The sequence below is a fragment of the Plantactinospora alkalitolerans genome, assembly GCF_015690345.1.
GTDB classification, from domain to species: Bacteria; Actinomycetota; Actinomycetes; order Mycobacteriales; family Micromonosporaceae; genus Plantactinospora; species Plantactinospora alkalitolerans.
Window position 1 is genome coordinate 14516 of the sequence record NZ_JADPUN010000211.1, and the last position, 11635, is coordinate 26150.

Below are 11635 nucleotides of genomic sequence, written 5' to 3' on the forward strand. Positions count from 1 at the left end.
CGACCTTGACAACCGACCACCGGTCGGTAGGTTGTGTCACACCAACCGACCGACGGTCGGTCGGTAACTGGCCGCCTGTCGTAGCCGTGACGGCGGGCGCCGCCTTGGCGACCCGACCGAGGAAGGACCTGACGCATGAGAAGCCCGGTCGAACTGCTCTTCCTGCCCGGCACCGTCGAGGAGATCGAACAGATCACCAGCCGGATGCGTCGGATACGCATCGCCGTGGAGCGCCTCAAGACCGTTCCGTGGCTGCCCGGACAGCACGTACGGGTCAACGTCACGCCGCCCCGGCAGTGGCTCCGCCATCCCGGCGACGCCCGCCGGACCTACTCCGTCTGGCAGCTCGACCGCACCCGGGGCACCCTCGATCTCTGCATCCTCGACCACGGGGACGGCCCCGGCGCGCAGTGGTCCCGGACGGCTCGTCCCGGCAAACCGGTCACCCTGTCCCGGCCGGAGGGGCGGCTGACCCTACGCGAGTCGCCGTACCACCTGTTCATCGGCGACGAGACCGCCGCCGTCGCCTTCGCCGCCATGCTGCGGGCCCTTCCGCCGCAGACCCCCGGGTACGGGGTCCTCGCGACGGACGCCCCCGAAGGGGAGGTACCGCTGCCGCCCGGCCATCACCTGTCCTGGGTCCACCGTGGCGACGCCGACCCCGCCGATCCCGGAGCGCTGCTCGGGGCCGTGCGCACCCTCGACCTGCCCGACGGGCCGGGCACCGCCTACCTCGCCGGTGAGGCGCGTACCTGCCAGGCGGTCCGGGAGCACCTGGTCCGGGAGCGCGGTTGGAACCGCCGCCAGATCGTCGTCAAGCCCTTCTGGGCACCCGGCAGACGAGGGCTGGACTGATCCTGGGCCCAGTCGTCGACAGGTGGCTGCCGGAGACCGGGCCCATCCGGACCAGTCTGGAGCCGTACAGGTTTCCCGGCACCGTACCGGCCGGCACCCCGGCAACGTTCCGGTGTGCCGGCCGATGCCGGGACTCAGAAGCCGGGGAAGACCTTGCGCAGGTCGTCCAGGCTGAACGGGCCGGTCACGGTCACCCCGTCGGGAGTGTGCTCCGGCGAGAGGCGGCCGGTGGCCAGCCGCAGGAACGCCTCGGCGGGCGCCACCAACTCGCCGTCCGGCTGCTCCGGCGCCTCGGTCAGCTCGACCCGCTCGCCGAGCCGCAGCCCGAGGGAGCGCTCGGGGTCTTCCAGCCGCAACGCCAGGTGCGCCTGCCGGCCGTCGAGCGCCTCCGGCTTCGCGACCCAGCCGAGCAGCATCCCTACCTGGTCCACGAGCAGCGGCACCGCCTCCGGCGCCACCGTCGCGAACGAGTTGAAGCCGACCTCGACGTCCCACTGGTGCAGGGCGAATTCGGTGAGCCGCATCCGGGCGGCGGTGCCAACGTCGACCGGCTCGGGCAGGAAGCCCAGGTCGATCTGCAACTTCTCGCGCGCGGTCGCGTCCAGCGACTCGTACTGCTCGACGAGCTGCCGGTTGGCCTCGAGAAAGCCCTCGGCGTGTTCGAGCGGCGCCATGGCGTCCCATCGGGCCCAGATCCGCTTGTTGAACTCGCTGTCCAGGGCCGGGCTGCCGGTGAGCGCCACGGTCAGGGTTGCCTGGTTGATCTCCGCCCCGCTGCCGAGGTGGCTCAGTACCTGGGACACCTGCCACTGACTGGCCCCGGACGGCCGGACCAGATCGGTCGGACCGAGATCCCGGACGAGCGCGGCGAGTTCGTCGTGGCCCGACCGCAGGGCGGCGATGGGCTGGTCGGCAAAGGTGGCCATGGTCTTCCTGTCTCCCGAGTGGTACGCCGCCGACCCCGAACCGGCCGACGCGACAGAACAATCATGCCCGGCGCCGCCGACAACCCGCCGCCGCTTCGATCGGCGACCACACCGACGCCGTCGGCGGCGCCACGGTCAACTACCGAAGCGGCGCCAGGACCAGCTACCGAAGCGGCGCCAGGATCAGCTACCGAACAGGCCGGTCAGCGTGCCGGTGCCGACCGCTAGGGACTCGATCACCTTGCGTGCCTCGTTCCCCTCGGCATCGGCAGCCAGGCCGGGGTCCGCCTTGAGGGCGTAGACGGTGAACCGGTAGCGGTGCTGGCCGCTCGGCGGGCACGGCGGAGCCCAGTTCGCGAGGCCGGCCGAGTTCTGTCCCTCCAGTACCCCGGACGGCAGGTCGCCCGCCGGCAGCGCACGGGTGTCGGCCGGGATGTCGAAGACGACCCAGTGCAGGTAGGTGAAGCCGGGCGCGTCCGGATCGTCCACGACGACCGCGAACGAGACCGCCTCGGCGACGTCGCCCGACCACTCGATCGCGGGCCGATCGCCGGCGCCCTGGCAGGTGTACTGCTCCGGAATCCGTCCACCCTCCTGAAAGGCCGGACTGGTCACCGTGAGCGTCCGCTGCGGCGGCGCCGTGCTGGCCGGCGCGGGATCGTCCGCGCCGCAACCGGACAGCGTCGCGCCGGCGACGGCCAGTACGGTCAGGGCAAGCCGGAGCTGCCGTCGGGGCCGACGCGGCGCCTGTCGGCTGGCCGGGTCGCGAGGTTCTCGACGGCCGAACATCGCGGAGTCCACAGCGGACGATCTCGGCATCGCGGTCGGTCCTTTCGGTGGGAGCGCTTCCATCGCTCACTGAAGCACACTCGGGAATCCCTCCGACAGCCTTTGATCGACTTCCTGCCGATCACGACGAGTTCTCTGTCGGGCGTACCCATCGACATGACCGAACGGCCACCCGCTCGTCATCCCTTGCCCGCAAGGGCGACTCCACCCGGCGCCGCTGCCTCCACTGAGGACCGACAGACCCTGGGCGAGGCACCGGATCGGACCGGACGCCGGCCTGGGGCGCCGCCGTACCGGCGGGGACGGCGGCGCCCCATGGCGTACCCAGGACTCAGACGGCGCAGTCCTCGTCGATCATGGTGCCCACCTGTACGAGGTCGGTCTCGAGGAACTTGACCGGGTCGGACGACTTGGCGCCCGACTCGAGCCTCGCCACCATCTTCTCGATCAGGGACTTGATCTCGGGATCGTTCGCCTTCTCCGCCTGCACCTCCAACTGCTCGGCCAGGCTCGCGAGGGTGGTCCTGATCTGCTTCGCCTGCGCGGCCTGGTTCAGCCCCTTCTCGATGGCCTTCACCGAATCGTCGGCGATCTTCACGCTGCCGTCCAGGAAGACGTCGAGAACCGCCGCACAGACCTCCTTGCTGTTCGTCGGGCCGGCTGGCGTGGCGCTGGGAGCCGCCGCGCTCGGGCTACCCGCCGAGGCACCGCTCGACGGAGCTGCCGCCGTTCCTTTCCCGCCGTCCGGCTGGCAGCCGGCGGCGAGCACCGCCACGACCGTGAAGGACAACGCGATATAACCCGCTTTAAACAAACTCTTCCTCATACAAGCTCCCATGTCTTGATCAACGGCGGAAGAGTAACAACGACGATCAAGGGCGGGCTGAAGCCGAACCAGCGGCACCGGGCGGGACGGGCTCGGTAGCCGAACCCCCGCCACGACCAGGGACTCGCGCTCAGCCGGGCTGGCTCGCCCCGTCACCGGCGTCGAGCCAGTACTCCAGCAACAGCCGGTCGATGGAGTCCGGCGTACCCAGGCGACCCCGTGCCGCCCGTCGGGCCCGCAGGTCCGCCCGGCTGAACCACCGGGTCTCCAGCAGTTCCTCGCCGTCGACCCTGGTGACCTCGCTACCTGCCCGGGCGACGAAGCCGACCATCAGCCCGGACGGAAAGGGCCACGGCTGGGACGCGAAGTAGCGGACCGAGTCGACGACGACGCCGGCCTCCTCCGCCACCTCCCGCCGGACCGCGTCCTCCAGGCTCTCGCCGATCTCGACAAAACCGGCCAGCAGGGCGAAGGAGTCCTCGTCCGCTCCGGCGTGCCGGGCCAGCAGGCACCGGCTCGGCGGCCCGGCGAACTCCACCAGCATGATCACCGCAGGACTGATCCGGGGAAAGATCGGCAGGTGGCAACCGGTGCACTCCCGGGCCGCGCCGCCCTCGACCGGTCGGGTCCGCGCACCGCAGGTGCCGCAGAAATGCTGGTTGCGGTGCCAGTGGCAGAGGCCGCGGGCGTACCCCAGCACTGCGGCCTCGGTCGGATCCAGCCGGTGCACGACCTTGCGTACGTCCACCGTCCGGTCGGCACCGACCGCGCCGAGCGCCTCCGCCTCCGGCACGTCGCTCAGGTCGACCGCGAACACGGGCCGATCGGCATGCAGACCGAGGAACACCAGGTCGTCGCCCCCGGCCGGCAACCGGTGCCGGTCGGTGCCGACCAACCGGATCACCGCCTCGTCCGTCACCAGGCAACGGTCCCGCCACAGCGGGATGACCTCGGCACCGTCGCGGCCCGCCAACGTCCGCAACGCCACCGGATCGCGCCGGAGTTGACCCGCGCGATCGAGGGCACCTCCGGCGTACGGCGTGACGACCTCACCGCCGAGGCTCACGACCCGGCACCGCCGGGCCGACGGCCCAGGCCCGTACCCGTACCAGGACCGGGACGGCCACCCGCCGAGCGCGACATGGTCAGAGGCACCATCGCATGCTACGGCCCGGCCGGAGCGGTAGTCCGGCAACCGGCGGGGCCGCCGCACTCGTTCCGGTGGTCGGCGGGGCCGGGCCTCCGGTGCGGTGGTCGACCAGGCCGGCCAGCCGGCGCGGTGGTCGATCAGGCCGGCCGGAATTCCTTCGGGCCGGACAGCGGGCCGGCGGACCTGAGGAACAGCGGAGCGCTGACCATCGCCGGGGCGGCTCGGTAGGGCGACTCGCCCCTGAATGGACGCTATGTATTCGCCGGGTTCACGATCGGCGAGGTGGAGGAGTACGGTGACGGCGTCCCGGGACAGATGGCCGTGATAGTGCTCTTGAAGGGTATCGAGATGCGACCGTTGCGAATTGTCCTGGCGGCACTGCTTTTCGCCGCCGCAGGTCCGCTCGCCGCCACTCCGGCGAGCGCCGCCGCGGACACGGCACCCCCGACGCTGGGAGACATCACGATCTCGCCCGACACGGTCGATGTGGCCGGGCTGGACCTGATCCCGGTGACGGTGGCGGTCCGGCTGCGCGACGAGTCCGGAGTGGTACAGAGCGGCGAGGTGGGCGGGGGCATGACGCCCTTCGTCGGCCTGCAACGGGTGAGCGGTGGCAGCGGCCACAACCTCGCCGGAGGAGAGCTGGCGCTCACCTCCGGTACGGTGCAGGACGGCATCTGGAGTGTGACGATCCAGGTGCCCTCCACCTGGGACGGCCGGTGGGAGGTCAACCACGTCGTCGCCGACGACGCCGTCGCCAAACGGCTCGACGTCGACCCCCGCACGGCGGGGCAGACCGTGACGCTCGACGTCACCGGGACCCACCAGCCCGCCGTGAGCATGCAGTTCTCACCCGACCCACTGGTCGGTGACGGTCCGTTGACGGTCAAGGGACGGTTCTACTTCAAGGACACCAACCGGGGGATCCCCAACCAGCCGATCTTCTTCGGTGCCGACAACCTCTGCGTCGAGTACGACGCGACGCCCAACGGCCGTACCGCCGCCGACGGCACCTTCTCGAAGACGTACCCGAAGGGCGACGGCTTCCTGCGGTGCGTCGGCATCCTGCGACCGTCGAACAGCGCCTTCCAGCCCGCCTTCATCGTCGTCACCAGCGGACATCCACGGGTCAGGCCCGCCGTTACCGCGACCGCGAGCCGGACCAGCGTGACGGCCGGCACGAAGATCACCATCAGCGGTACGGCGTTGCCGTTCGGCGTGGCGGGCACGGTCCGGCTCCAGCAACTGCGGAATTCGTCCTGGCGCACGCTGGGCAGTACCCAGGTCGACGACCGGGGCCGGTACACGTTCGACGTCCGGCCGCAGACGGCGGGCGCCAACCGGTACCGCGTCATCAGCCCCGGCAGCGAGGAAGATCTGACCGGTGTGTCGCCGACCCTCGTCGTGACGGTGGGATCGTCCGGCGGCGGTGGCGGCGATGACGAGACCCTGCCGATCACCGGCCCGGCACCGCTGCCGATGGCGGGTGGCGCGGGCATTCTCCTCCTCGTCGGCGCGGGCCTCCTGCTGTTCGGCCGCCGACGCCGGATCGCGGCGTAGGCGGCCTTCCGGGTGTCGACGCCCCGCGTCAGCCGAGCAGCACAACTCTCCCGCTGTCGAGGTCGTACCGGGCACCGACGATCGCCAGTTCACCAGCGTGGACCTTCTCCCGAACGGTCTCGCTGACCTCGGTGAGGTGCCGGGCCTGGGCCAGCACGTTGGCCCGGACGGCCGCCTCGACCACGTCGCCGGGCCCGCCGATCAGCGGCTCGACGACCGGACGCAACGCCTCGACGATCGCGCCGATCGCACCCGGGGCGTGGCCGCCGCTTCCGATCACCTCGACGGCGGCGGAGACGGCACCGCACCGCTCGTGACCGAGTACCACCAGTACGGGCGGAGCGAAGTGCTCGACCGCGTACTCGATGCTGCCCAACATGATCGTATCCACGATGTTGCCGGCGACCCGGTTGTCGAACAGGTCTCCGAGGCCCTGGTCGAAGAGCACCTCCGGCGATACCCGGGAGTCGGCGCAGCCGACGACGATCGCGAACGGGTCCTGCCCGTTCGCGAGTTCGCGGATGTCGCGCGGCGACTGGTGCGGATGCCGGCCGCGTCCTCGGACGAATCGCCGGTTGCCCTCCCTCAGGCGGGCGAGTGCCGCCTCCGGGGTGTCCACGGGTGCGTCCCCGGACGGTTGCGCGGCGGCCGGGCCGGCGAGTCCGACGGTCCCGGCGGCGGCCAGCCCGCCGACGGCCAGAAGTGATCGGCGGGAGACGGGCTGCTGCTGTGGAATGTCCTGCACAACCAGTCAACGTACGCCTGCGGATGCTCTTTGCCACGTATCTCCGCTGCGACCGGTTTGTGGCATCGCCGATGCGACCGGTTCTGTGCTCTCGACGCGGCCGCTCGACCGTCGGGTTGGGTTGTTCCTACCGCCCCCGCTGCTGCAACCTCGGACGGCGGATCACTGCGGGCGCAATCCGTCCATCATGACGGTGATGTAGGCGTCGGCGAGTTCGCCGGACGTTGTGGAGGATCGGGCGATCGCGAATGCCGACTCGCCGATCAGGACCGCGATGACCTCGGGTTCCAGGTCCGCCCGGACCACGCCGTCGCGTCGAGCGGCGGCGATCATGTCCTCGACAGCGCGCACCAGCTCCGCCCGCAGTGTTGTGGTGGCGGGCAGGTCGAGGCCGCCGAGTTGCTCGCTGATCAGGTGATGGCTGGACTGGAATGCGATCAGCTCGGCCAGAAACACGCGAAGGGCCTGTTCGGGGCCGGTCTGGGCGAGCAGATCGCGGGCGCGGGCGACCACGGGTTGGAGCAGCCTGGAGACCGCCGCGTCGACCAGCGCGTCCTTGCCGCCGAACGCGCGCACGACGGTCCCCGCCCCGAGACCGGCCTTCCTTGCGACCGCCTCCACGGTGAGGGTCGCACCCGGCTCGGACAGCAGCGCAATCGCCGCATCGAGGGCCAGTTTCCGGTTGCGTACCGCGTCCGCCCGGCGACCGCCTCCGGCCACAGTTGACATCTGGAACGACCCTTCCACATAATCAATTGGAATGTGCGTTCCAGTTAGCCTACGTGAAAGGACGCCTCCGTGAACGAGCGGATCCTGATTTCCGGCGCGAGCGTCGCCGGGTTGACCGTGGCACACTGGCTCGCCCGGTACGGCTTCCGCCCGACGGTCGTCGAACGCGCCCCCCGCCTGCGCCCCGGCGGCAACGGCGTCGACGTGCGCGACCACGCCGTCGAGGTGGCCGAGCGAATGGGCATCATGCCCTCCATCCGGGCCTCGGCCACCGATGTGCGGGGGATGAAGTTCGTCGACGCCGCCGACCGCACCGTCGCCCGCCTCGACATGGCAGCAGCCACCGAGGTCGAGATCATGCGCGGCGACCTCGTCGCCCTGCTGCGTCACGCGACCGATGCCGGGGTCGAGTACCTGTTCCACGAGTCCATCCGCAGCCTGGTCCAGGACGACGACGGGGTAACGGTCACCTTCGAGCACGCCGGCAGCCGCCACTTCGACCTCGTCATCGGCGCCGACGGCATGCACTCCAACGTCCGAGAGCTCGCCTTCGGACCGGAGTCGCAGTTCCTGCGATACAAGGACCACTACTTCGCCTTCGCCGACGCCGACGCGACCCTCGGCGAGAACCGCTGGGTGACCATGTACAACCAGCCGGGCAGGATGGCCGGCATCTACCGCTCCGGCAACCACGCCCAGGCCAAGGCGTACTTCATCTTCCGCTCCACACCGCTGCGGTACGACTACCGTGACGTCGAACAGCAGAAGCACCTGCTCGGCCAGGTGTTCGGCGGCGACACCTCCTGGCGGATCAAGGAACTGCTCGCCGGAGCGCTGGCCGACCCCGACTTCTACTTCGATGCGCTCAGCCAGGTGCACATGCCCTCCTGGTCGACCGGCCGCGTCGCGCTGGTGGGCGACGCCGCCTGGTGCGCCTCGCCAGCCTCGGGCACGGGCGCGGAACTGGCCCTGGTCGGCGCCTACCGGCTCGCCGGGGAACTGGCCAGCGCGGGCGGAGACCATCGGGTCGCGTTCGCCCGGTACCAGGAGGGCCACCGCGAGTTGGTGAACAAGAAGCAGCAGATCGGGCCCAACGTACGGCTCATGGTCCCGAAGACCCACGGCGGCCGGTGGATCCGCGACGGGCTCGCTCGGCTGCCGATCCTGCGTGCGATGTCCGCCGTCGAACGCCGCCTACCGAGCAAGGCTCCCCGCCCGTTGTCGGACTATGTTCCGGCCCGCTGACCGGCGTCACGTCGCTACCGGGCGAACGGGCGAGCGATCGGCGCGGGCGTGACTACGGCTGCTCGGGCGTGACTACGGCTGCTCGGGCGTGACTACGGCGGCGCGAGTGGCAGCGGTCCACGGTGCCGCTCGACCATCTCGTCACCGGGGTACGCGCTCTGCAGATAGTGCTCGACGATGGGCTCGAGGGTGGTGTGGCGACGGGTCGCGTCGTCGGCAGTCTGCCCGAGATCGGCGGCGTAGGCCCGCAACAGGTCGTGGAACGTGAACCGGCCCGAGGTGTGCTCGGTGAGCAGGTTCGCCCGCACCAGTTCCGCCAGAACGGGCCCGACCTGCGCGACGGGCATCCCGGCCAGACTCGCCGCCGTCGTGGTGCCGAACTCCAGGCCCGGGTACAGGCCCAGGGTGCGGAACAGGCGCGCGCCCTGCGGGCTCAGCATCTGGTAGGACCAGGCGAACACCGTGCGGATGTTGGTCGTCGGCTCTCCGGCGGCCAACGCGTCGGGGCGGCTGCCGGCATCTCGCAACTCCCCGGCGAGAACGGAGAGTGGCGTCGCCGGGTCGCCAGCGGCCCTGGCGGCGACGATCGCGAGCGCAAGGGGCAGCCGCGCCGTGAAGGCGATGACGCTGTCCACCGCCGACGGCTCGGCCACGGCGTACGGGGTCCCGATCCAGCTGGAGAGCATCTCACGGGCCTCGGCATCGGTCATCAGGTCAAGAGCGAGGGTGCGCGCGCCCGGCGCGGTGACGACCCCGGAAAGCGAGTCGCGGCTGGTGACCACCACGACCGCACCCGGTGCCGAGGGCAGCAGCGGCCGGACCTGGTCGGAGTCCCGCGCATTGTCCAGCAGAACAAGGATCCGCTGGTCGGTCAGGATGCTGCGGTAGAGCGCGGATCGGGCCTCGAGGCCAGCCGGGATCCGCTGGATCGACACACCGAGGCTCCGCAGCAGCTCGCGCAGGGCTTCGGCCGGATTCATCGCCGGCCTGCCCCGGTCGTAGCCGTGCAGGTTGAGGTAGAGCTGCCCATCGGGGAACAACCGCCGCATCTGGTGGGCCCACCGCACGGCCAGTGCCGTCTTGCCCACGCCAGCCGTGCCGCTGATGATGCCGACCGGCGGCGCCTCCGGCTGGCTGCCGCCCGGGTCGGCCAGCGCATCAAGCCAGCGCAGCTCGGTGTCGCGGCCGACAAACGTTGGCACGGCGGCCGGCACCTGTTGCGGTACCGGGGAGATGCGCGGCCGAGCGGGCCCCGCGACCGCGTCGGGTCGGGCCGGCGCAGACCAGCCGAGCACCAACTGCTGTGCCTCGCGCATCTGCGGTCCAGGATCCACCCCGAGCTGATCGGCCAGGCGCGCACGCATCCGGGTGAACACCTGCAGTGCGGCAGCCTGCTCGCCGCTGCCCGCCAGCGCCACCATCAACTGCGCATGAAGCCGCTCGTTCAGTGGGTCCTCATCGGACAGCTCCCGCAACCAGCGGTTGGCCCGCGCGTGCTTTCCGCACGTGAACGCCAGCTCGGCGAAGGCCATGGCGACCTCTACCCGGCGCCGATTCCAGGTATGTGTGCGGGGATGCCGTCGCAGCCGGTCGTCGCTGTCGGCGAGCACCGGCCCCCGCCAGCATTCCAGCGCCTGTTCGTAGAGCTGGAAGGCGCGCGGCAGGTCGCCGGTTTTGGCCACCCGCTGCGCCTCGGCCGCGGTGTTGTCGAAGCGGGTGACGTCGAGCTGCTCGGGCGCCAGGTCCAGCTTGTAGGAGGCGCTCAACGCCACCAGCACCCGGCTGGGCGTACGTCGGTCACGGGCCGGCTCGATGAGCGCGCGCAGGCGGTTGACGTGTACGTGGATCAGGTTGCGCCACGACGGCGGCTGCTGTTGCGGCCAGAGCAGCTCGGCGATCTCGGCGATCGGTACCGCGTAGCCCGGCCGCAGGGCCAGAAAACCGACGAGGTTGCGCTGGATCAGCGACGGGATGACCACCGGTTTCCCGTTGAGCGTCACTGTTAGCGGTCCAAGTATCCCGATAGTGAGTAGATCGTGCCCGAGCGCCCCCACAGTCACTCCTCACTCGGCGATGCCTTAAGCCGCAAGTAAGTACGCAGCAATTGTGGCTGCCTACAGTAAGCCAGGCAACGACGGTTCGATTCACATCCTTCGACCACCTCTTGAGGAGGAAAGTTGCTTCTACGACTGAGACGTAGGCTGCTCGCGGCGACGCTGGCCGCCGTGGCGAGTGCGGGACTGGTGCTGGTGCCGGTGACGCCAGCCATGGCTGCCTGCCATGACGTCGGCTGTAACGGGCTGGACCCGAGCGCGCACTGCTCGACCACCTCGACTCCGGACGAGGTGGGCTACTGGGGCAGTGTGCCCGCAGCCACCCTGCAGATCCGGCGCAGCTCCGGATGCGCGTCGTTCTGGGCGCGCGGGCTCAAGGACTGCATACCCAGCGTCCCCAACCCGGTGGCGTATGTGCGGATCACTCGCCAGGTCTACGGTTACTACGGCTACTACACGTCCAACCAGTACTACTCGCCGCAGGTTCCCTGCGGTGGCAGCCCCGTCTGGAGCCCGATGGTCGCCGACTACGGCAACGACCGCGCCCAGGCCTGCTGGTCATGGGGCTACGTCTACGATCCACCGCAGACGTTTCCGGAGCACTACTGGAGCCTCTGCACCGACTGGATCTACTAGTCCCGGTCATCGAACCGGGTCATGATCTTGACGGCCGGGACGGACCCACCGCGACGGCGAAGTGCCTACCACGCAGACGAACTGATCGGTGTCGAGTCGTTCAGTGTTCCACGCGCGGAA

General features: G+C 70.4%; 11 protein-coding genes. 4 read left to right on the forward strand and 7 right to left on the reverse strand.

Annotation, left to right across the window (positions count from 1 at the left end; translation table 11 throughout):
- Positions 1 to 135 precede the first annotated feature (135 nt).
- Positions 136 to 855 carry a siderophore-interacting protein gene (locus I0C86_RS23185; RefSeq protein WP_196203387.1) on the forward strand — a complete coding sequence of 240 codons (720 nt, stop codon included), beginning with the start codon at positions 136 to 138 and terminating at the stop codon, positions 853 to 855.
- A gap of 134 nt (positions 856 to 989) precedes the next feature.
- Here I0C86_RS23185 and I0C86_RS23190 read toward each other — a convergent pair whose 3' ends face one another.
- The 4 genes from I0C86_RS23190 to nudC all read right to left on the reverse strand — a co-directional run bounded on the left by I0C86_RS23190 (position 990) and on the right by nudC (position 4462).
- The gene (locus I0C86_RS23190) at positions 990 to 1781 is read right to left on the reverse strand and encodes a maleylpyruvate isomerase family mycothiol-dependent enzyme (RefSeq protein ID WP_196203388.1); all 792 of its coding nucleotides are present in this window, start codon (positions 1779 to 1781) and stop codon (positions 990 to 992) included.
- Between the two features lie 183 nt (positions 1782 to 1964).
- Positions 1965 to 2600 (reverse strand): YbhB/YbcL family Raf kinase inhibitor-like protein, encoded by a 636-nt coding sequence (locus I0C86_RS23195; protein WP_196203389.1) that lies wholly within the window; start codon positions 2598 to 2600, stop codon positions 1965 to 1967.
- A 301-nt stretch (positions 2601 to 2901) separates the two neighbouring features.
- Positions 2902 to 3396, reverse strand: a complete 495-nt coding sequence (locus I0C86_RS23200) for a hypothetical protein (RefSeq protein ID WP_196203390.1) — start codon at positions 3394 to 3396, stop codon at positions 2902 to 2904.
- 130 nt (positions 3397 to 3526) lie between these two features.
- Positions 3527 to 4462, reverse strand: a complete 936-nt coding sequence (nudC, locus tag I0C86_RS23205) for an NAD(+) diphosphatase (RefSeq protein WP_196203391.1) — start codon at positions 4460 to 4462, stop codon at positions 3527 to 3529.
- A gap of 366 nt (positions 4463 to 4828) precedes the next feature.
- Here nudC and I0C86_RS23210 point away from each other — a divergent pair, with 366 nt between their 5' ends.
- A complete protein-coding gene (locus I0C86_RS23210; RefSeq protein ID WP_196203392.1) occupies positions 4829 to 6106 on the forward strand; it encodes an LPXTG cell wall anchor domain-containing protein in 1278 nt (425 codons plus the stop codon).
- A 28-nt stretch (positions 6107 to 6134) separates the two neighbouring features.
- On the opposite strand, the gene I0C86_RS23215 is transcribed toward I0C86_RS23210, so the two are convergent.
- Both I0C86_RS23215 and I0C86_RS23220 read right to left on the reverse strand, forming a co-directional pair.
- Positions 6135 to 6851, reverse strand: a complete 717-nt coding sequence (locus I0C86_RS23215; RefSeq protein WP_323373798.1) for a carbonic anhydrase — start codon at positions 6849 to 6851, stop codon at positions 6135 to 6137.
- 162 nt (positions 6852 to 7013) lie between these two features.
- Positions 7014 to 7580 carry a TetR/AcrR family transcriptional regulator gene (locus I0C86_RS23220; protein WP_196203393.1) on the reverse strand — a complete coding sequence of 189 codons (567 nt, stop codon included), beginning with the start codon at positions 7578 to 7580 and terminating at the stop codon, positions 7014 to 7016.
- Positions 7581 to 7649: 69 nt separating this feature from the next.
- Between I0C86_RS23220 and I0C86_RS23225 the strand changes: the two genes are divergently transcribed.
- Positions 7650 to 8825 carry an FAD-dependent monooxygenase gene (locus I0C86_RS23225; protein WP_196203394.1) on the forward strand — a complete coding sequence of 392 codons (1176 nt, stop codon included), beginning with the start codon at positions 7650 to 7652 and terminating at the stop codon, positions 8823 to 8825.
- Between the two features lie 92 nt (positions 8826 to 8917).
- Here the strand turns inward: I0C86_RS23225 and I0C86_RS23230 are convergent, their stop codons facing one another.
- Positions 8918 to 10825 carry an AfsR/SARP family transcriptional regulator gene (locus tag I0C86_RS23230; protein ID WP_196203395.1) on the reverse strand — a complete coding sequence of 636 codons (1908 nt, stop codon included), beginning with the start codon at positions 10823 to 10825 and terminating at the stop codon, positions 8918 to 8920.
- A 177-nt stretch (positions 10826 to 11002) separates the two neighbouring features.
- On the opposite strand from I0C86_RS23230, the gene I0C86_RS23235 reads away from it, so the two are divergent.
- Complete coding sequence (locus tag I0C86_RS23235) at positions 11003 to 11515, forward strand: hypothetical protein (protein ID WP_196203396.1); 513 nt, start codon at positions 11003 to 11005, stop codon at positions 11513 to 11515.
- The last annotated feature ends 120 nt before the right edge of the window (positions 11516 to 11635 follow it).

Excerpts from the sequence above, each read along its gene's own strand:
- I0C86_RS23185 (WP_196203387.1), top strand. The coding sequence starts at position 136 with ATGAGAAGCCCGGTCGAACTGCTCTTCCTGCCCGGCACCGTCGAGGAG.
- I0C86_RS23220 (WP_196203393.1), bottom strand. The coding sequence starts at position 7,580 with ATGTCAACTGTGGCCGGAGGCGGTCGCCGGGCGGACGCGGTACGCAAC.
- I0C86_RS23190 (WP_196203388.1), bottom strand. The coding sequence starts at position 1,781 with ATGGCCACCTTTGCCGACCAGCCCATCGCCGCCCTGCGGTCGGGCCAC.
- I0C86_RS23195 (WP_196203389.1), bottom strand. The coding sequence starts at position 2,600 with ATGCCGAGATCGTCCGCTGTGGACTCCGCGATGTTCGGCCGTCGAGAA.
- I0C86_RS23200 (WP_196203390.1), bottom strand. The coding sequence starts at position 3,396 with ATGAGGAAGAGTTTGTTTAAAGCGGGTTATATCGCGTTGTCCTTCACG.